The sequence below is a fragment of the Azospirillum palustre genome (genome assembly GCF_002573965.1).
Lineage (GTDB): Bacteria > Pseudomonadota > Alphaproteobacteria > Azospirillales > Azospirillaceae > Azospirillum > Azospirillum palustre.
Genome location: NZ_PDKW01000036.1, coordinates 205,426 through 225,140, shown reverse-complemented (window position 1 = coordinate 225,140; position 19,715 = coordinate 205,426). Strand labels below are relative to the sequence as shown.

Here is a 19,715-nt window from a genome sequence, read left to right as displayed (position 1 = left end):
TTGCAGCTCAAGGTCCAAACCCTGTAAGGGGTGCAGGATCGCACCAGCACGAGGCCAGTATTGGTGGTGGAAAATCCCTATCTGACGGTCGTGGTCGGAACACGGAACGACAATCACGGCGGCGATATTCTCGCCCGGATGCTGCATTGCTTCCACAGCCTCAAAGAGCAGGCGGACGCCTTCCGGCTTCCGACCGAGCTACTTGTTGTGGAATGGAATCCTCCAGCCGACCGCGGCCCTTTACTGGATGCCGCAGAGTGGCCGGGATCGTCCGAATACTTTTCCATGCGCATCGTTACGGTTGGAAGCGTGCAACATCGCCGTAATGCCTGGTCGGACCGCATCCCGTTTTTCCAGTATCTGGCCAAGAACGTTGGGCTGCGACGGGCGCGCGGTTCCTACATCCTGGCCACCAACGTCGACGTTATCTTCTCCGATGCGTTGTTCGGACGGCTGGCGGCTCGGGACCTGCGTCCGGGCTTCTGGTATCGGGCCGACCGCTGGGATGTCGATCCGTCGATCCCGGTTGGCATCCCAGCGGCCGAGCGGCAGAGGCGGTGCCTGACCGGTCTCAAGAAGATCAATCACCGCTTCGGCGCCTTGTGGGCTCATGATCTGGCCATCCCCGCCTTCGAATCCATGACCATGGAAGAGGCGATCACCGACATCGCCTCGCAGGCCGCAGTTGAAGTGGAAGGCCTGCCGGACAGCGTCGGCCCGTATCTTGGCCGGCAAATCCATTTCAATGCATGTGGGGACTTCACCCTGATGCACCGTGACGACTGGGATCGCCTGAACGGATATCCGGAGCTTCCGATCCACAGCTGGCATTTCGATTCGATCTTTCTGATCCAAGCCTATGAAGCTGGTCTGCGGGAATGCTTCTTCGGCTATGAGTGGCCCGTGTTCCATCTCGATCATGATCCGGGTTGGGGCCTTGACGCTTTCACGGCCTTCCATCATCAGATGCTCCACCCGGAAGATGGCTCCCACCGTCTTGTTCCGCGCCCGACCCGGGTGCCTGTCATGGACTGGGACTCCGTGGTCAAGGATTTCATCAAGCCCGTGACGGGGCGCGGTCTGGTGACTTTCAATCCAAGCGGTTGGGGACTTGCGGAAGAAGACCTGCCGGAAAGCATGGTCTCCTGAAAGGCGTCTGGCGTGCAAAGGGGCTGGCATTCCTCAATAAGGAACAGGATGTGGACGGGATACCGAAACCAGAGGACTGCACCGCGCACAACCGAAGCCGGGTCGGAAGCGGCGCCGTTGGGGTGCAGGTTGCAGGGTCGGCCGAGCCGTGGTCCTATGCGGTCAGCTTCGACCTGAAGCATGCTGTAGCCAGCCTCGCCCAATCTTGCCTGATCGCCGTCGAGGTCGAGGTGCTGGCGGGGGCGGTCACCATCGGGGTGGTCGAAGCGGATTTCTCCACCTTCCTCGACGAGGTCCGGTTGGAGCGGAAAGGCGCGGCATCGGTGGAACGGGTCGAACTGGTCGTGGACGTTCCATCCCGGGCGGCCGCCCTGGTGGTTCGGACTGCTGAGCGGGCCGAGGCACCCGAATTCGTCATCCGGCATCTCCGGCTGGGGCCGGTTTCACGCCTGCATCCCTGGCGCCGCCGCGGCTTCCATGCCGAAAAGGAGCCGATCGCCGATCTGTCTTTCCTGTTGGACGGGCATGCCGACGTCATCGTCGATGTCGGCGCCAATGTCGGGGACACCGTCGCGGCTTTTTCCCGCCATTTTCCCAAGACCCGCATCCTTGCCTTCGAACCGCATCCTCAGGTGGTCGAAGAGCTTGTCCAACGGTTCGCCGGCTCACCGGAGGTCGAGGTCCATGAGTGTGCGCTCGGTGCCCAGTCAGGACGAATGACCTTGCACAGCTTTGCCAACAGCGCCACCAACTCGCTCCGCCCCATGGCGGATGAAGCCGCTCTCTACACCGAGGGCGCGATTGAAGCTATGCCACCAGTTGAGGTTCCGGTCCGCACCCTTGCCGAAGTCTGCTCCGGGCTGGGGGTGGAACATATCGATATCCTGAAGCTCGATACTCAAGGATTCGAAAGGGATGTATTGGCAGGGGCAGAAACCCTACTGAGAAGTGGGAAAATAAAAATAATCCTGTGCGAGGTCCTGTTCGTGCCGCTGTATAAAGGTCAGGCTATGCATTTTGAAATTGCTTCGACCTTGCATGGCTACGGATATCAAGTCTACGATTACTACAGTTTCAGGCATTCACCGGACGGACAGGTGAAATGGGGGGATGCCGTTTTCCTGAAGACTGGAACCCGGCCATGATCGAACAAATTCTGTCTGTATCCGATTTCATGCTGAATTCCGGTACGGTTCATCCCGTTTCCGAAGAGGATGCGGATGCCGGGATCGAGGTCACCACCAGCCGGACCCGCTGGGATTATGCGGTAGTTTATCGGCTGCCGCCTGACCTTGCCGCGCGCTTGGGCGAAGCTGAGCGGTTGCGTGTCGAGGTTCAAGGGGAGGTTCAGGAAGGGCGTGTCGGCATAGGTTTGGTTGAGGAGGATTTCTCAACCTTTCTGGCAGAGGAATGCCATGAAGGGGATGAAGGCCCCGATGCCGGACCGTTGACTGTAGACCTGCCCCGGGAGCGGTTGGATCAGGCGCGTTTCCTGGTCTTCCGCAATGCCGGTGTCGGCAGGGCCGTGTTTCGCATCAAGCGGATCGCCCTTGTGCAGGCCGAAGCTGGAGAGCTGGACGAGAATGGGTCTTCCGGGGCCAAGCTGCATGAGGTCACTTTGCAGCCCTTCTCGCCGCGTGCCGAGCGCGTGCCGGGGTTCCGCATGGGATCGGTCGCCGTCACGGAGGTGTGCAACCTGACATGCGTGATGTGCCACTTCAACGGTCCGCATGCCACCCGGCGCAGTCGTTCCCTGCGGCCGACCGCGGTCCAGTCGGTCCTCCAGCAGATGCCGTCGGGAGAAACCATCTGGTTCGCGGCGACCGGCGAATTCTTCATGGACCCGCATGCACTCGACCATGTGCGTAGCGCGGGCGACCTCGGCTTGAAGCCGGCGGTGCTCACCAACGGACTGCTGTTGACGCCGGCCGTGGCCGATGCGCTTCTGGCTGCCGGTGTCCGGCTGATCCGCATGAGCGTAGACAGCCATGATCCCGACGAATACCGCAAAATCCGGCGAGGGGGAGAACTGTCGGACGTTCTCGCTCACTGCGATTACCTGCGTCAACTCAAAGATAAATATCAGGATCTTCGTGTTGAGATCAATGTGACGTTGCTTGGACGCAATATGGGCAAAATGGATGCAATGATAGATTTCTGGCGTCCACGTGTCGATCAAGTAAACTTCAACACTGAATATTATGATGTTTTCCGCTTCCGCCAAGCCTTCTTTGTTCCCAAGAAGCGCACCAACTGTGAAATCCAACTCTACGTCATGCCGTCTGGCCGGGTTGCGCCTTGCTGTGCGATGGCCGTTTATCAGCACGAGCATGACGTCTCTTGGCTTCCGCACATCGACAGCGGTCGCAGCATGGAGGAAATCTACCAATCCCTGTGCGATCTCTATGACGATCCGGACAGTCCTCTGAGCAAACTGTGCGCTACCTGCGACTGGTGGATGCTGTTCCATTACAAGGATGGCCAGACGCCCTATCTCAAAATGGTTCCGTTCGATAAACCGGCCTGAATGCGCAGGCGTGACCGGGTTACCGCCCGCTATGCGGATGGTCTATCATCGGCCTCTCCGACGGACTTCACTTCAAGCGGCCGGATCAGAGCGGCCGGAAATACGTGATGGATGAACAATGGGTAACCTGCCGCGCCTCAGCATCGCCCTGGCCATCGAGGCCCAGAACGAGGACGCCGCGTCCCGTCCATTGCTTGCGCTTACCTTGGCATCCCTGCGCGAACAGATCGCGGAGTCCGAGCTAGACGCGGAAATCCTGGTTGCCGTCTGGGGCGGGCGGGCCGATGCCTTCGGTCTGGATCGTGAAGCGGTCTGGCCGGCTTCCCTCGATGGTCTGGACCTGCGCATCGTCACGGTTCCGGATGAGGTGATTGCCGAATATGTTCCCGAAAGCCAACGCCATGCGCGCTTTTCCCTGCGTGCTCTCAATGTCGCCATAAGGCGGGCCCGCGCTCCGCGTATCCTGTGTCTCCTGCCGGGCGTGGTCCTGTCTCCCGGCCTTTTGGATGCGGTCGTCGCCGGTGCCGACGACGAGCTGTGCTTCAGCCGGACCGCCCATCTTCCAGCATCCTCCCTGCCGGGCTGGCCGGATGCCGGGGAAGGCGCCATGCATCTTCAGGGGCTGGCTTCGGCCCTCGCCCTGGATGGGCGGCACCATCTGCGCCGTTTCCACGAAACGCACCGGGATGCGTCGCGCCGTGGGTATCTTTATGGCGCTATGCGCATGGTCTCGGCGCGCCGTTTCATGCTGGCCCCGACCAAGGTCTTCCACACCCTGCGCGGCTTGCCGGAATGGGAGTTGCGGGTCGAGAATCTTGGCTTCATGACCATGTTCCAGGCATTCAACCACGGCATTCCGGTGCGCTTCCTCAGCCCCGACAAGGCCCATTGGCAGGTGGGGGCCGGCACGGCCAAGGAAACTCCCGATCCTCTCGATGCCCTGGAACTGTGCGCCACCGCGGCGGACGGCAGCCGGATGCCCCTGCACATCGGTTACAGCGCCCGTGGCTGGCCTACGGTGAACCATGCCATCGATGCCTTCGCCTGGCTGCGACGCAACGGTTACTTCGACGATGTCCGGATCGAACGCTGTTTCGCCCAGAATGGCGATGGAGGACCCTTCGACATTCTGGCCCGTGGGGTTGCAGGACAGTTTCCGGCAACGCTGCAGGCCAACGATGCCGATTGGGGGCTGGGGAGCCTCCAGTTGCCGGAGACCAAGCCGCAGGTGCATGCGGCACTCAAAGGAAGATCGACCGTTCGCTATTCCGGCGGTTCCACTCCGTTGCCGGGTCGCAAGGATCTGGAGCATGTGCTGTCCCTGCCCGTGGCACAGCTGTTCGCCACCGGCCGCAGCGGCACGACGGTGCTTCATGCCCATCTCGATGGGCATCCCGAGGTTCTGCACATTCCCTACGCCTTCTTCTTCCCCCGCCTGCTGCGTGCAGGGCAGGAGCGCTACGACCCGATCGCCGCGTGCGAACGGGTCCTGACGGAGCATTGGGCCGCGCCGCTGTTCGACACCGCCGTCTCTCCACACACCGGGGGCAGGCTGGGGGCGGACTGCCGGACCGTGGTCCGCGTCGACCGCCGGACCTTCCGGCAGGCGGTGAGGGCGATTGCCGGTTCCGCTCCGATGACCGAACGGGAGCTGTTCTGCACCTTCCATCTCGCCTATGCATGGTGTCTTGGCAGCGATCCCAAGTCGGCCAAGGTTCTGCTGCACCATCTGCATCATGGCGACTGGCTTTTCCCCGACCGGTTGATCGAGACCGCCAACATCAATCCGCTCCGTTCCAGGGAGTGCGCCTATCCCTTCCCTGCCGACTCCTATGTGGTCCCGGTCCGTCATCCGGTATCTGCCCTGATCTCCTACAAGCACTTCGCCGACGCTGTCGGCCATACGCCCGAGGAGCGTGCGGAGCTGCACGAGCGTTATCTGCGGCTGCTGGTCCAGGACTGGGTCCGCACCGACATTCTGCGCCGCCAATCCACTCCCGTGCTGTTCCTTCAGCTGGAGGCGGTGAAACGGGACACGCCCCGCGCCGTGCAGGATCTCTGCCGGCATCTGGGGATCGATCCGACCCATCCGGCTCTCGGTTCCATGACGTTCTATGGATTGCCATGGCATGGCGATCCCTACGGCAAACCTTCGACCGGACTGCGAGCCGAGCCGTCGGATTCTCAGGCGGATGCTGTGGACATAGCTTTCCTCCTGGCGCTGATCGGTGATCTGGCCGAGCAGCAGGGCTACCCTCTGGGGTGTTCTGCCTTCTCTCCGGAGTTGGCCCTTGCCACTGTGCGCTCCTCCTTCGATGTGCCGGGGCCACGATGGGGCGACCGCGTTCCTTATGCCGAAAAGCACAGGGAAGCCCGCATCGCCTTCGCACAGGCAATCATCGCACAACGCTCTGCCCTTGCCGGCGGTGCCGGCTTGAGTCCGATCGGCCAGAACCCCGACCCTATCGGAAGCATTCAATCTTCATAAGGAAGTGGTGCTGTGAGAGACAGGGTCGGAAAGGGAGTTCATAAGCTATGACCAGCGTTTTCAAAGAAAAGCTGCTTCGCGAATCGCTGGAGAATTTCAGCTATCATCTTGGCAATGGCGCCTATGCTTCTGGTGATCGTGAGGGGGCTTTGGCTCTCTACAAACGGTGCCTGGACGGCTTTCCGCACCACGCCAAAGCATCGTTCAACGCATTTCTGGCCGCGCGCGATCTTGGGATAGAGGCCGAAGCCCAGGCATTCCTGGTGCGGACCAATGACCTTGATCCGAAAGCTGGCGCCCAGGCACTCTCCGATCTGGCCGAGGTCTTCACGATCCAGAACAAGCTACAGGATGCGTTGGTCTGCAGCCGGGCAGCTTTCGAACAGAATTCTGACGACCCCGCCCTGTGCCTCGACCTGCTGTGGCGTGCATTGACCGATGGAGGCAACACTCCAAGCGGTCCCCAGCCGGTGAATCCTCCCGATCTCGGCTTGGTCGATCAACTGCTGGGGATGTCCTGGCGCTTCGGTGCCGCCGACAGGGCGCCGTGTCAATTGGCTGATCTGTTCCGTGCGCTTCGTGCTTCCGGCGACCATCCCCGTCTGGAACGGGCGTATCAGGCCGCCGCGCAGTCCGATTTCGGTGATTGGGGCTGGTGCGAGCTGCTGTTGCGGCTGGCCAGGGAATCCGAATGGATTGTCCTCGTTCCGCTGTGCCGCATCATGATATCCCGGTTTCCAGAGGTCGGGACGCCTTACCTCCTGCTCTGCGTGGCCCGATCCCAGATCGAGGGCGGGTCGGCGGAAGCGCGCAAGGAAATCCTCGACCTGTGGCCCAAGGCCGCCGATCAGCCGTGCTACGGCGCTCCCGTCGACATGTTCCGCTGGCTGGGCATCTATCTGTGGAGCAACGGCAAGCCGACGGCGGCGTTGAGGGTCGCCGAGGCCGGGGAGAAATACCATCCCAACGCCATGCCGCTCCGTTCCGTCCTTGCCCATGCCAACCGTATGCTGGGACGGTTCGATGTGGCGGAGCGCATCTTCCTTGAGCTGAGCGAGACGGGGGATGCCGCGAACCGGGCTGAAGCCAAGCTGTCTCTCGGGTTGATCTGCATATCCCAAGGGCGCTTCGCCGAAGCCGAGACCCGCTTTATCCAGTCCGGGGCACAGCACCAAAACCCGAGCCTGCTGTTGAACCGTGCCGCGGCCATCATGCTTCAGTCACGCTTCGCCGAAGCCCGCGACCTTCTGGAGAGTGCTGAAGGCAGAGCCCTTGGTTGGGTCAGCCTCTATTTCCTGGTGTTGCTCGATCTGCTTGCCGGCGATCTCGATCGGGCGGACCGGGATATGGAGCGATGGCAGGCGGATCCGGATCAGGCGAAGGATGGAATGATCCTACAGATCACCGGCTTGCTGCGGCAGGCGCGCGGCGATGCCGCCGCCGCATTGGAGCTTTACCGGGAGGGAGCGCGCAGAAATCCCGGATGGAGCATGTCGCCCCTTTGTCTGGCGCTGGGCCTGTTCTCGAACGGCTTGGCGGAAGAGGGGGACGCGGTGCTGCGGGACGCCGCCCAGGATGGGCTGGGCGAACTGATGTTCGGCTGTATGTTCCTGCCGTCGTGGGCGCGCGACATTGTGGGCCGCGGAATTCCGAAGAGCATTCCGTCTCTTTTCCCCGTTTCTGAATGATGCTCTGATGAATGGACCAGCCATGGCCAGTCCGTCCTGTTCGACTTCCGTCTCCACCGCGCCGGTCCATCCGCCTTTTTCGCAGGGCGACGGGAACCATGCGCTGGAGCTGGTTCCCGACTCCTCTGAAGCGGAGGACAGGGGGGCGTGGATTCTACCTGTGGCGGACACCGTCGGGAAACGGCTCGTACGGCTGTCGATCCGCTGGAGGGACGGACTGGTGCTCGACGAGCGGGCGTCTCTGGTCCTCATGGACGAAGGGGGGCAGGCCTATCGGCCTTTCACCTTTTGTCGGCGCACCAGCCCTTCATCCACATGGTATTTCGTGCTGCCGGCGGAAACCCGTATGGTTCGCTTGGAACCGCGCGATATGCCTGCCACATCGGCATTGCCCACCTGTTCGGAAACGCTTTACGCCATCTTCGGTGTTTCGTTCATTGAAGAAATTCTCAAATGTGGCGAGTTCGATGAGAAGTCCGTCGCCTTTTTGAGAGCCCTTTCCTATGAAGACATAGAGCCATGGCGCCACATTGGTGACCAATGGTTCTGGAATTATCTTTTGAACCGATGGGAATACGCGCATCGGAAAATTTCCCTTCAGACCTATCCATGGCAAATTTATTTGCCAATCTCAGATTCCTGCAATGCTCGATGCGAGTTCTGCACATCTTGGCTTGGCAGATCAAAATATATGACAGCGGCAAATGTTCAGGATTTTTCTCAAGTTCTGGCCAATGCCAAATGTATTGACCTCTGTGGCTATGGCGAACCCCTGTCGAATCCCGAATTCGAGGATATCGTCCATCAACTGGATGGTTGTGTCGATCCGCGTTGCCAGTTCACTCTTTTCACCAATGGCGCTTTGCTGCACCGCTGGGTGGACCGTCTGCTCGGATTGGGGGTCAACATCTTCAACATCAGCATCAACGCGGCGACGGCAGCCACGCATGATGCGGTGATGGGGCTGGGACCCAAGACATTCGACCGCATCCTGGACTCCATCCGCTATCTGGTTTCGAAGCAGAAGTCCCTTGGCATCCTGGTGTTCGTCTCATTCGTGCCAACCAGCACGAACATGCATGAGGCTGCGGATTTCATCCGTCTTTTCGATGAAATCGGTGTTTCCGGCATTTTCATGCGTGTGTTGCAACATATGGACACGCTTCCGCCTGGGCTCAACTATCACACCCTGTCCCCGGTTCTGCGGCCGGATTTCGAAGAAGAGAAACAGCGGGCCGTAGAGGCCATCGCCCAATGCCGGTGCGATGTCTACGCCTCTCCGGAAAACTGGAGCCTGCCGATCCTTCCCCCTTCGGTGGTCGAGGAAGCTGCCGCCCACCCTCCCGCCCTGCTTTCCCGGTCGATGGCATTGGACAGCAGCCGGACCTGGCCCGAACCGGTGCATGACGACACCGAACCGCCGATCCATGCCGCGGACCCCAATCCGTTCCGGCGCTCGGCCCCATTCGACTGCACCTATCCCTACTACAACCTTTTGCTGAACCGGACGCAGTATCTCGTCACTCCATGCTGCTACATGCGGCAGATCGGAGAGCAGGCGCCGGTGTACATGAAATCCGACCAGGATTTCTTCCAGGTCTGGAATGGCCCAGCCTTCACGCATCTCCGGCGGAGCTTGACGCAGGGACCGTTGCTGGCGCGTTGTCAGCTTTGCCCAGAGAACCGGTGAGCGAGAACCGGTGAGCGGGCGGGACGTCGAAAAGCGTCCCGCGCAGGAACGGAGCGCCCGGTCCGCACTGCGACGCCCTATGGTTTGCCATTTCTTAACATTCATTATCGATGATGCCGTTCGGTAAGCCGGGCGTTCCTGCCGGGATTGTGGATGGACGAACATGGGGCCGGCGCGCACGGGCGAGCTCTATTGGGTGACCGGGTTGTCCGGGGCGGGGAAGAGCACCGTCGCCACGCTGCTGCACGACCGGATGATCGCCGCCGGATGCTGCTGTGTGCTGCTCGATGGCGACCGGCTGCGTGCCGTGCTCGGTGTCGAGGGGGATCACCATCCCGACGGCCGCCGCCGCCTTGCCTTCACCTATGCCCGGCTGTGCCGTGAACTGGTCGACCAGGGCCTGACCGTCGTCTGCGCCACCATGTCGATGTTCCACGACGTCCGGCGCTGGAACCGCGAGCACATCCCCGGCTACCGCGAGATCTACCTGAAGGTTCCACGCGAGGAGCTGGCCCGCCGGGATGCCAAGGGGCTTTACGCCGCCGCCGCCGCCGGCGCCATCGACAACGTCATCGGCGTTCATATCGAACCGGAGGAACCGGAATTGCCCGATCTGGTGATCGACAACCACGGGACCATGTCGGCCGAGGCGGCGGTCGAGCGAATCTGGAACGCCTTCGGAGCAGGACAACGGTAGGGCATGATGGCAACGCAGACGCTCAAGCACGGCGACTTCACAGGCCTGGCCGGGAATTACTCCAAATACCGGCCGGACTATTGTGCCAGCGTGCTCTCCGCCTTGCTGGCGCTGGTCGGCAAACCGATTCCGGAGATCGAGGCGGCCGACATCGGCGCCGGTACCGGCATCTGGACGCGCATGCTGGCGGCGCGCGGCCTGCGTCGCGTCGTCGCGGTCGAACCGAACGAGGACATGCGCCGTCACGGCATCGCCGACAGCACCGGCACCGGCATTGAATGGCAGGCCGGCAGCGGCGAGGCGACCGGCCTGCCCGCCAGTGCCTTCGACCAGCTCTCCATGGCCTCATCCTTCCATTGGGTGGACATCGATCGCGGGCTGGCCGAGTTCCACCGTGTGCTGCGGCCGGGGGGACGCTTCGTGGCGCTGTGGAACCCGCGCTTTCTCGACAACAGCCCGGAACTGCTGGACATCGAAGCGCACCTGAGCAGGTTGCGCCCCGACATCCGCCGCGTTTCTTCCGGCCGGTCCGGCATTACCGAAGGGCTGACCGATCGGCTGTCGCGGAGCGCCCTGTTCGACGACGTCGTCTACCTGGAGGGCCGGCATAGCATTGAAATGCCGGTCGAGCATTATCTGGGCGTCTGGCGCTCGGTGAACGACTTGCAGGTACAGCTCGGACCGGCCAAGTTCGAGGCGTTTCTCGGCTACTGCGCCGACCGGCTGAAGGACCGGGACACCGTCCGCGCCGAATATCTGACCCGCGCCTGGTCGGCGCGCCGGACCGGCGGCTGAGCGTCATGGCGGCGGCCCTGGCGGATGCCGCGCCGCGGTCAGGCACCAAGGCGGAAACGCTTGAGTGGCTGGCGCCGCGACTGTGTTCCGGGCGGGTGCTGCCCCTGCGGTACTTTACCGTTGCCGACTGGCACCGCCGGCCGAAGGCCATCGTCGATTCTGTGCTGTCGCAGCCCTGGGGCGCGGCGCCGCTGATCGTGCGCAGTTCCGCACAGGGCGAGGACGGCGCCACGGCATCCATGGCCGGCCGTTTCACGTCGGTGCCCGACGTGCGTGCCGGCGAGGGCCTTGTCGGCGCGGTGGACATGGTGATCGCGTCGTACGGCATGCCCTTCGACGACGCGCATCAGGTGCTGGTGCAGCCGATGCTCCATCGGAACCTGGTGCTGAGCGGCGTGGCCTTCACCCGCGAGCCGGGTTCGGGCGCACCTTATCTGGTGGTCAACGCGCACCGCGGTGCCGATACCACGGCGGTGACCGGCGGCGCCGGGACCGACCTGCTGACCCACTATGTCCACCGCAGCAGCCCTCCGGGCGAGCCGTGGCTGGCGGCGCTGCGGCGTCTGGCCGACGAACTGGAGGAACTCCTGGGTGCCGAGGCGCTCGACATCGAGTTCGCCTTCATCGCCGACGACGACATGCCGGTGCTGCTGCAGGTCCGCCCGCTGGTGATGGCCACCCCGCCGCTGGATACGGAGGAACATCGCCGCCACGTCGCGCTGATCGCCGAGAAGGTGCGGCAGGGCAACCGGCCGCACCCCTACCTGCACGGGCCGCGCACCGTCTATGGCGTGATGCCGGACTGGAACCCGGCGGAGATCATCGGCGTGCGTCCACGCCCGCTGTCGCTGTCGCTGTACCGGGCACTGGTCACCGACTCTATTTGGGCCTACCAGCGGCACAATTACGGCTATCACAACCTGCGCAGCTTTCCGCTGATGGTCAGCTTCCACGGGCTGCCCTATGTGGATGTGCGGGTCAGCTTCAATTCCTTCCTGCCGGCGGACATCGATGGCGAGCTAGGCGACCGGCTGGTTTCGCATTACATCGACCGTCTGATCGCCGCCCCCGCGCTACACGACAAGGTCGAGTTCGAGATCGTCTTCTCCTGCTATACTTTCGACCTGCCGCAGCGCCTGGCGAGGCTGGAAGAGGCGGACTTCTCCCGGAACGACCGGGACCGCCTGTCGGAAAGCCTGCGTTCCCTCACCAACCGCATCATCGGCCGGGACACCGGCTTGTGGCGCGGCGACGCCGCCCGGATCGAGGAGCTGGAGCGCCGCCGCGCCGCCATCCTCGCCGCCGACCTCGACCCGGTGGCGCGCATCTATTGGCTGCTGGAGGACTGCAAGCGTTACGGCACGCTGCCCTTCGCCGGGCTGGCGCGCGCCGGCTTCATCGCCACCCAGACGCTGCGCTCGCTGGTCGCGGTCGGGGTGCTGTCCGATGGGGACGTCGCGCGCTTCATGGCCGGAGTGGACACGGTGAGCGGGCGCATGGCCAGCGACTTCGCCACCCTGGATCGCGATAGCTTCCTGGCGCGGTACGGCCATCTGCGGCCGGGCACCTACGACATCCTGTCGCCCCGCTACGACGAGGCGCCGGACCGCTATTTCTCCTGGGACGACGAACCGCCATCGCCGCGCCGCCATCCCCGTTTCGCCCTGACGCTGGAGCAGATGCGGCGCATCAACGCTTTGCTGGCCGAGCACGGACTGGAGCATGACGTCGTCGGCCTGTTCGACTTCTTGGAGGAGGCGATCCGCGGGCGCGAGCATTCCAAGTTCGTCTTTACCCGCAGCCTGTCCGACGCGCTGTCGCTGTTCCGCGGGCTGGGAGCGGACCATGGCTTCTCGGCCGACGACATGTCCTATGCCGACGCAGCGCTGGTGACGGAGCTGTATGCCGGCAGCGCCGACATGCGCGCCACGCTGGCCGGCAGCATCGCCGCCGGGCGTGCCCGTCACGAGCTGACCCGCAGCTTGGTGCTGCCGCCGCTGATCGCGGATGCCGATGCGGTGTGGGACTTCGCGCTGCCGCCGACCGAACCCAACTTCGTCACGCAAGGCCGCGCCTGCGGTCCGGTGGCGACGCCGGACGGTTGCGACCTGAGCGGCACCATCGTGCTGATCCGCAACGCCGATCCCGGTTTCGACTGGATCTTCTCGCACGGGATAGCAGGATTCGTCACCGCCTATGGCGGGGTGAACTCGCACATGGCGATCCGCGCCGCGGAGCTTGGGCTGCCCGCCGTGGTCGGCGCCGGCGAGACCCTGTTCGCCCGCTGGTCGGCGGCGCGCGTGCTGGAACTCGACGCCGGCAACCGGCAGGTCAAGGTGCTGCAATGATTCCGGTCGCGGTGACGCAACGGGTCGTCATCGACCAGGCCCACGGCGAGCGGCGCGACGCGCTCGACCAGCGTTGGTGGCCGTTCCTCGCCGCCTGCGGCCTGCTGCCGGTGCCGGTGCCGAACGACGCGGAGCTTGCCATGGCACTGGCCGGGCGGGCAGGCGTGGCCGGCCTGCTGCTGACCGGCGGCAACGACATCGGTACGGCGCCGGAACGCGACGAAACCGAAGGCCGGCTGGTGGCCTGGGCGGAGGAACGCGGGCTGCCGGTGCTGGGCGTGTGCCGCGGCATGCAGATGCTGCTGACGCTGGCCGGCGCCATGCTGGAGCCGGTGACCGGCCATGTCGGGGTTCGCCATCCGATCCGTCTCGATGGTGAACGGGTGGAGGTGAACAGCTACCATGGCCTCGCCGCGCGGGCGGTCGACGGCGACCTGGAGGCGTGGGGCGTTGCCGATGACGGCGTGGTGGAGGCGGTGCGCCACCGTTACCGGCCGAGCGTGGGCATCATGTGGCATCCGGAGCGCGAAGCGCCGTTCCGGGCCTTGGATATCGGACTGGTCGCGACCCTTTTCCGAGGCGGTGCGCGATAGGCGATTGTGGACGCCCCGGCAGGCCGGGGATTTGAGTTGAATCGACGAGGTGCAGGCATGAAGGCCGTTATTCTCGCCGCCGGGCGCGGCAGCCGCATGAAGGGACTGACCGATGACCGGCCCAAATGTCTGGTCGAGTTGAACGGGCGCCCTCTGCTCGACCTGCAGGTGGCGGCGCTGCGTGGCGCCGGCTGCGACGCGGTGGCGGTGGTCGCCGGTTACCGGGGCGACCTGCTGGAGGGGCGGGGGCTATCCATTTTCACCAACCCGCGCTGGGCGGAGACCAACATGGTGGTCTCTCTGACCTGTGCCGCTTCCTGGCTGGAGGCCGGCCCCTGTCTGGTCAGTTACGGAGACATCTTCTACACGGCGGAGACCGCGCGCCGTCTGGCCGGGACCGAGGCCGACATTGCAATCAGCTATGATCCCGACTGGCTGGCGCTGTGGTCGGCGCGCTTTGCCGATCCTCTCAGCGATGCCGAAACCTTCCGTCTGCACCCAGACGGGACGATGACCGACATAGGCCGCCGCCCATCGGGCTTGCACGAGGTGGAGGGACAGTACATGGGACTGTTGCGCTTCACCCCTGCCGGCTGGGCGCGCTTCACCGCGCATCTGGAGACGGTCGGCCCTGAAGCGGCGGCGAAGCTTGACATGACCTCGATGCTGGGCGCGCTGATCACCGGCGGCGCCACGGTGCGCGCCGTGCCGGTCGATGGTTCCTGGGGGGAAGTGGACAGCGCTTCCGATCTGAAGCTCTACGCCGACCGGCCGCTCTGACGGCAATCCCTTTTCAGGACCCGTGGCAGCCCAGTCGATCGAGGAAACGGTCCACTGGGCGGCAGCGGCGGAATTCTTTGCTGATCGAGGCCATGGCGGCCTTGTAGCCGTCGAGCCCGTCGACCGCCTGTCGGCAGGCCGCGGCGACACCTTCCCCGGTCCATTCGGCATATGACGGCATCGAGACGCCCAAACGCCGCAGGGTGTCGGCCATGCTGGAGCGCGAGGGCACCACCACCGGTTTGCCGTACCACAATCCCTCATGCAGGATTCCGGAGGGTTGCCATTCATAGGCCGGTCCATAGGGCAGCGCCAGCACGTCGCATGACAACATCCGGCGCTTGTAGTCGTCCGGCGCAAGGCAACCGTGGCAGACTTCGACCTCTGGTGCGTTCAGCACGTCTGCATACTCGGCCAGCAAGGCGTCGGCGTCGTAATCGGCGAAGCGGACATCGATCTGCAGCAGGTATCTGACCCGAACGTTCCAGCCGCGCAACAGGCGGATGGCGCCCAGTATCTGCCTCAACCCCTTATGAATCCACCAGCTGTTGCCGAGATAGCCAAGCACGGGACCATCGCTTCCCTGCCCGTCAGGCTCCGGCTTTTCCTCACCTCCGAAGTTGAAGGAAAAGCCGTTCAAAGGGAACTCGTTCAGCTCGACACGTGCATCGCACAGGTGGGATAGATGTTCCACATGCCGTTCGGAGAAGGTGTAGACGGTGATCCGGCTCTGGTCCTGCTCAGCAACCCAGGACAGAAAATGACGGAAGAGCTCGCTGTTGCGATGGTGAATGGTCCCGGTCGGTCCGTCGAAACATTGCTGGCTCCACAGAAGGAAGATCAGCTTTGGCAAGGCCCCGCGTTCAGCCTTCACCCGGTCGAGCCACCGAGTAATCCCGAACAGGTTGCGGATGACGACGGTGGTGAAGAATAGGACCTCTTCCGGAGCCGGGGCTCCCAGGGCGGACAGGTCCAGATATGTCTGGTGATTGGCCGCGCCGATGTCGATCACCGGGACGTCGAACAGCTTGTCGGTCACCCGGTGAAGGGTCTGTTCAGGCTGAAGGCTCCGAAAGCTGGCCGGATCGTCGAGCCTGCCGGGGGTATGGACGCGAACCTTCCAGTTCCGCTGCTCCAGCGCAGTCTTCAGGCTGTAGGCCATGCTGAAGCAGTGGCCGGACTGGTTCACCAGATCCGGATCGATGATCTGAAAGGTCCCGTTCACGTCCTGCATCCAATCGGTTCAGGCTTTGGGCTTCAGCGCTTCGGGGAAGAATCGGGTCGGGTCCTCCATGAAGCGTGCGAGATAATCGGCGTGGGACAGGGACTCGCCGTTGAGCGGCGGGGTCAGCAGATCGAGCAGGCGATCGATGTCGACCAGAGGGGCCAGGGTCGAACGCCAAACCTGGAGTGCCTCGGCGGCCAGATCGGGAAGCCTGAACATTTCGTAGAGCCCGACCATCTTGAGCAGTTGCGAGGGCGTCGGCTCTTCATCCCACAGCTTGCGGTATTGCGGGGACGCGATGTCGCGCAGATAAACTGCATCGCCTTGGATGGGTTGGCCAAAGCGGGTTTGAGCGAACATGTTCAGCAGGAAAGGCGCCGGCAGGGCCGCACGGGAATAGCGGCGGATGGACAGGTCGCACAGCACGAACCCCATCGAGCGCATGATGAGATCGGTGTTGTGCAGCGTGTTGTCGGACTCGTAGTGGCTGCCCGTGAAATTGACTTCCAGCGAAAAGCCCAGCACGCCGCAGGGGCGGACAATGTCGCGGGTGGTTCGCAGAACGTCCAGGTCCGGACCGTCCACATCGATTTTGATGAAATCCACCCGCTCCAGCTTTTCGTCGCGGATGAAATCATCGATCCGGACCGGAACCTCGTCGACCAGATCCTCACCGATGCTGTTGGACTGGGCACGAGCACGGGTGAAGTTGTTGTAGGCGTAAGCGGTGCTTAGACGGTTCCATGGATTGAAATACTCCATCACCTCCCGATCCATCGACGACTTGCCCTGGACGAACGGATCGTCCGGTGGCAGGCCGACGAAGGCGGCGTGATAATGGACACCGGGGAAGCTTTCCCTCTCCTGAAGGCGGCGGCATTCGCTCTTTTGCGGATCGAAACCGTGGGCCACAAGATTCCGGCCGAAGTGACGCCAGATTCCATCGATGCCGCCGCTGCACCCCGCGTCGATCAGAACGAACGGATCATCGTTCAGCAGCCCCTGCGCAACCAGATGATCGAGGGCGGGGACATGTCGGGTCACTTGGTCCATAGGACAGATCCGTCGTGCGAATTGCAGCGGGACGCCGGCGCGGGCGCTTGGAGAGGCAGGCGAGGAACCTATTGTCGGAAGACGAGCCGCTGTTTGCCGTCTGTCGACGTCAGCTGTTCGAAAACCCAGGCATAGGTCTTTTCGAGGCCCTGTCGCAGGGTGATGCCCGGTTCCCAGTCCAGCCGTTGGCGGATCAGCGTGTTGTCGCTGTTGCGACCGCGCACGCCCTTGGGGGCATCGAGCTTGTAGCGGCGCTTGAGCGTACAGCCGGCAATGCTCTCGACGATGTCGACCAACTGGTTGATCGACACCAGTTCGCTGCTGCCGATGTTCAGTGGTTCGCTGATGTCGCTCCACATCAGGGTCTGGCTGCCGTAAAGGCAATCGTCGATGAACATGAAGCTGCGGGTTTGTTCCCCGTCGCCCCAAATCTCAATCTCGTTGGTTTTGTCGATGATCGCCCGGGCCACTTTGCGGCAAATTGCCGCCGGAGCCTTTTCGCGACCGCCATCGTAGGTGCCGAGCGGGCCATAAACGTTGTGATAGCGGGCGATGCGGACCTGAAGTCCAAAATCCTCGGAGAAATGGCGGCACATCCGCTCGGTGAACAGCTTTTCCCAACCATAGCCGTCCTCGGGCATCGCCGGATAAGCGTCGGCTTCCTTCAAGGCCGTCACATCGGCCGAAGTCTGCTTGTCGGCTGCATAGACGCAGGCGGAAGACGAGTAGAAGAGGCGCTCGCATCCGTTGTCGCGCGCCGCCATCAGCATATGGGTGCCGATCAGCACCGACAGCATGCATTCGGCCTTATGAGTTTCAATGAAGCCCATCCCACCCATGTCGGCCGCAAGGTTGAAGATGTAGCGGGCCCCTTTGGCCGCGGTGTAGCAATTCTCTTTGTCGCGGAGGTCGAGGGTAAGGTTCTCTATGTCCGGGAAGCGCTGGAACCATTCCCCGGCCGCCTTGATATCGACAGCCCGCAGGCGCCGGTAACCCTGCGCCCGCAAATCTGCGATCAAGTGGCCGCCGATGAAGCCACCTGCACCGGTTACAAGGATCAGGTCATCCTTGCCCGGGTTGTTAGCGAGCTTGCTCATTGGGTCGATCTCCATAGCACCGTTCTTGTTCTTGCGGTGCCTCTTTGGCCGGAGGCCGTTACGAAGGACTGCTTACTCGGAAGGAATGGCGCCGGATATCCGGGAGCCGGATGTCCGACGCCTTCGATCACGCTCCGACGCCGGGATAGATGATGTCCGCAACCCCCGCATAGCGTTCGGCGGGCAGGATCCGCCACAGGTCGATGACCGTCACTGTCTGTCCCACCGGTCGACGCAGTGCATCGACGGAAAGGGTCCGGAATTGAGGCCAAGCAGTGGCGATCACCACCACGTCGGCTTCTCCGACGCAGGCGTCCGCCGATACCGAGGCGACAACCCGGGTGCCGAGGGCGTCGATGGCGGCAGGCATCGCTTGGGGATCGTAGACCAGCACCTCGCATCGGTTTCTGGCCAGATGATCGGCCAGCATCAGCCCCTGGCTTTCCTCGACCACGCTGGTGTCCGGCTTGTACGACAGGCCGAGAACCGCGACGCGGCGGCCAGTTCCCACATGACGGTCGATGATCCCGGCGATGCGGTCGATCTGGTGCTGGTTGAGCGCCTGAGTTGCCTCTGCAAGATCGGCACGCGCTCCCATCTTACGTGCCAAGGCAGCGAAGGCCACGTTGTCCCGGGGGAAGCATGGGCCGCCATAACCGATCGCACCCTGCAGGTATTTGCGGCCGATGCGGCTGTCGGCGCCTATGGCATCTGTAACGACATCCACGTCGGCACACGGAAGCCGTTCGCACAACCCCGCCAGCATGTTCGCGTAGGAGATCTTGGTGGTCACGTAGGAGTTCACCGAAATCTTGGTAAGCTCTGCATTGACGAAGTTCATCCGCTTTATCTGCGGATCGTTGTCGCAAGACTTCTTGTAGATGCCGGCCAGCAATTCGCCCGCCTTGGGATCGGATTCGCCGATCAGGATGAAATCGGGGGCCAGCATGTTGCGGACGACACTGCCCAGCGCGATGAATTCGGGATTGTAGCACAAGCCCAGTTCGGCCCCGACCGTTCGGCCGGAATGGTGCTCCAGAACCGCACGCAACTCGCCATCGGTGGAACCGGGCATGACGGTGCTGGTGATGACGACGAGATGGTAGCCGGATTTGCTGCGCAGCGCGTCGCCGACATCGGCGAGAGCGGCAAGCAGATGGCGGTTGCTGAACCAGCCGTCAGAATTGCTGGGCGTGGGAACGATGATGAACGTGACGTCGCTACCATGAATGGCGGAGGTGACGTCGGTCGTCGCACTCAAGCGAGCACGGTTGGCATCAATCAGTTCCTGCAGGCGGGGTTCCTCGACGGGAGCACGCCCGTCGTTGAGCGCCTGGACGAAATCTGCATTGAGATCGACACCGATAACCGGAAAGCCCTTGCTCGCCATTACCGCCGCCAATGGAGCCCCAAGCTTACCCAATCCGATCACAGAAAAGCGAAGCTCTGCATCCTTCCCATGTGCCATTCGTTTCTCCGTGCCCTCTTTAAAATGATTATGGCTGGCAAGAGGCCTCCCGACGGAAGCGCTAAGCCAGCGTAGGGGGCACCGTATGTCAGAGCTATGTCAACCGCAATCCAGTAA

The 19,715-nt window shown here is 62.9% G+C and carries 15 protein-coding genes; 11 read left to right on the top strand and 4 right to left on the bottom strand.

Going from position 1 to position 19,715, the window contains the following annotated elements; translation table 11 throughout:
• Positions 1 to 63: 63 nt before the first annotated feature.
• The 11 genes from CRT60_RS35415 to CRT60_RS01335 all read left to right on the top strand — a co-directional run bounded on the left by CRT60_RS35415 (position 64) and on the right by CRT60_RS01335 (position 14,755).
• Entirely contained in the window at positions 64 to 1,149 is a 1,086-nt protein-coding gene (locus CRT60_RS35415; RefSeq protein WP_143273011.1) for a hypothetical protein, read from the top strand.
• Positions 1,150 to 1,199: 50 nt separating this feature from the next.
• Entirely contained in the window at positions 1,200 to 2,294 is a 1,095-nt protein-coding gene (locus CRT60_RS01380; RefSeq protein WP_161957950.1) for an FkbM family methyltransferase, read from the top strand.
• Positions 2,291 to 3,676, top strand: a complete 1,386-nt coding sequence (locus tag CRT60_RS01375) for a radical SAM protein (RefSeq protein WP_161957949.1) — start codon at positions 2,291 to 2,293, stop codon at positions 3,674 to 3,676. The genes CRT60_RS01380 and CRT60_RS01375 overlap by 4 nt, the downstream gene beginning before the upstream one ends.
• Positions 3,677 to 3,794: 118 nt before the next feature.
• Positions 3,795 to 6,164, top strand: coding sequence for a sulfotransferase (locus tag CRT60_RS01370; RefSeq protein WP_098734659.1), 2,370 nt, complete (start codon positions 3,795 to 3,797; stop codon positions 6,162 to 6,164).
• 47 nt (positions 6,165 to 6,211) lie between these two features.
• Positions 6,212 to 7,852 (top strand): tetratricopeptide repeat protein, encoded by a 1,641-nt coding sequence (locus CRT60_RS01365; protein ID WP_098734658.1) that lies wholly within the window; start codon positions 6,212 to 6,214, stop codon positions 7,850 to 7,852.
• A 22-nt stretch (positions 7,853 to 7,874) separates the two neighbouring features.
• Positions 7,875 to 9,542: a radical SAM protein gene (locus CRT60_RS01360; RefSeq protein ID WP_161957948.1), complete on the top strand. Its 1,668-nt coding sequence runs from the start codon at positions 7,875 to 7,877 to the stop codon at positions 9,540 to 9,542.
• A 163-nt stretch (positions 9,543 to 9,705) separates the two neighbouring features.
• Positions 9,706 to 10,239, top strand: a complete 534-nt coding sequence (locus CRT60_RS01355; RefSeq protein ID WP_098734656.1) for an adenylyl-sulfate kinase — start codon at positions 9,706 to 9,708, stop codon at positions 10,237 to 10,239.
• A gap of 3 nt (positions 10,240 to 10,242) precedes the next feature.
• Positions 10,243 to 11,034: a class I SAM-dependent methyltransferase gene (locus CRT60_RS01350; protein ID WP_204561554.1), complete on the top strand. Its 792-nt coding sequence runs from the start codon at positions 10,243 to 10,245 to the stop codon at positions 11,032 to 11,034.
• Between the two features lie 5 nt (positions 11,035 to 11,039).
• Complete coding sequence (locus CRT60_RS01345) at positions 11,040 to 13,382, top strand: PEP/pyruvate-binding domain-containing protein (protein ID WP_098734655.1); 2,343 nt, start codon at positions 11,040 to 11,042, stop codon at positions 13,380 to 13,382.
• Positions 13,379 to 13,975: a gamma-glutamyl-gamma-aminobutyrate hydrolase family protein gene (locus tag CRT60_RS01340; protein WP_098734654.1), complete on the top strand. Its 597-nt coding sequence runs from the start codon at positions 13,379 to 13,381 to the stop codon at positions 13,973 to 13,975. Before CRT60_RS01345 ends, CRT60_RS01340 begins: the two co-directional genes overlap by 4 nt.
• A 57-nt stretch (positions 13,976 to 14,032) precedes the next feature.
• Positions 14,033 to 14,755 (top strand): phosphocholine cytidylyltransferase family protein, encoded by a 723-nt coding sequence (locus tag CRT60_RS01335; RefSeq protein ID WP_098734653.1) that lies wholly within the window; start codon positions 14,033 to 14,035, stop codon positions 14,753 to 14,755.
• Positions 14,756 to 14,768: 13 nt separating this feature from the next.
• On the opposite strand, the gene CRT60_RS01330 is transcribed toward CRT60_RS01335, so the two are convergent.
• The 4 genes from CRT60_RS01330 to CRT60_RS01315 form a co-directional block, all read right to left on the bottom strand.
• Positions 14,769 to 15,989 carry a glycosyltransferase family protein gene (locus CRT60_RS01330; protein ID WP_098734652.1) on the bottom strand — a complete coding sequence of 407 codons (1,221 nt, stop codon included), beginning with the start codon at positions 15,987 to 15,989 and terminating at the stop codon, positions 14,769 to 14,771.
• Between the two features lie 9 nt (positions 15,990 to 15,998).
• On the bottom strand, positions 15,999 to 17,033 hold the full coding sequence (locus CRT60_RS01325; protein WP_098734651.1) for an FkbM family methyltransferase: 1,035 nt from the start codon (positions 17,031 to 17,033) through the stop codon (positions 15,999 to 16,001).
• Positions 17,034 to 17,101: 68 nt separating this feature from the next.
• On the bottom strand, positions 17,102 to 18,130 hold the full coding sequence (locus CRT60_RS01320; protein WP_098734650.1) for an NAD-dependent epimerase/dehydratase family protein: 1,029 nt from the start codon (positions 18,128 to 18,130) through the stop codon (positions 17,102 to 17,104).
• A 127-nt stretch (positions 18,131 to 18,257) separates the two neighbouring features.
• Complete coding sequence (locus CRT60_RS01315) at positions 18,258 to 19,598, bottom strand: UDP-glucose dehydrogenase family protein (RefSeq protein WP_098734649.1); 1,341 nt, start codon at positions 19,596 to 19,598, stop codon at positions 18,258 to 18,260.
• Between the last annotated feature and the right edge of the window lie 117 nt (positions 19,599 to 19,715).

Excerpts from the sequence above, each read along its gene's own strand:
- CRT60_RS01375 (WP_161957949.1), top strand. The coding sequence starts at position 2,291 with ATGATCGAACAAATTCTGTCTGTATCCGATTTCATGCTGAATTCCGGT.
- CRT60_RS01370 (WP_098734659.1), top strand. The coding sequence starts at position 3,795 with ATGGGTAACCTGCCGCGCCTCAGCATCGCCCTGGCCATCGAGGCCCAG.
- CRT60_RS01365 (WP_098734658.1), top strand. The coding sequence starts at position 6,212 with ATGACCAGCGTTTTCAAAGAAAAGCTGCTTCGCGAATCGCTGGAGAAT.
- CRT60_RS01360 (WP_161957948.1), top strand. The coding sequence starts at position 7,875 with ATGGCCAGTCCGTCCTGTTCGACTTCCGTCTCCACCGCGCCGGTCCAT.
- CRT60_RS01355 (WP_098734656.1), top strand. The coding sequence starts at position 9,706 with ATGGGGCCGGCGCGCACGGGCGAGCTCTATTGGGTGACCGGGTTGTCC.
- CRT60_RS01350 (WP_204561554.1), top strand. The coding sequence starts at position 10,243 with ATGATGGCAACGCAGACGCTCAAGCACGGCGACTTCACAGGCCTGGCC.
- CRT60_RS01345 (WP_098734655.1), top strand. The coding sequence starts at position 11,040 with ATGGCGGCGGCCCTGGCGGATGCCGCGCCGCGGTCAGGCACCAAGGCG.
- CRT60_RS01340 (WP_098734654.1), top strand. The coding sequence starts at position 13,379 with ATGATTCCGGTCGCGGTGACGCAACGGGTCGTCATCGACCAGGCCCAC.
- CRT60_RS01335 (WP_098734653.1), top strand. The coding sequence starts at position 14,033 with ATGAAGGCCGTTATTCTCGCCGCCGGGCGCGGCAGCCGCATGAAGGGA.
- CRT60_RS01330 (WP_098734652.1), bottom strand. The coding sequence starts at position 15,989 with ATGCAGGACGTGAACGGGACCTTTCAGATCATCGATCCGGATCTGGTG.
- CRT60_RS01325 (WP_098734651.1), bottom strand. The coding sequence starts at position 17,033 with ATGGACCAAGTGACCCGACATGTCCCCGCCCTCGATCATCTGGTTGCG.
- CRT60_RS01320 (WP_098734650.1), bottom strand. The coding sequence starts at position 18,130 with ATGAGCAAGCTCGCTAACAACCCGGGCAAGGATGACCTGATCCTTGTA.
- CRT60_RS01315 (WP_098734649.1), bottom strand. The coding sequence starts at position 19,598 with ATGGCACATGGGAAGGATGCAGAGCTTCGCTTTTCTGTGATCGGATTG.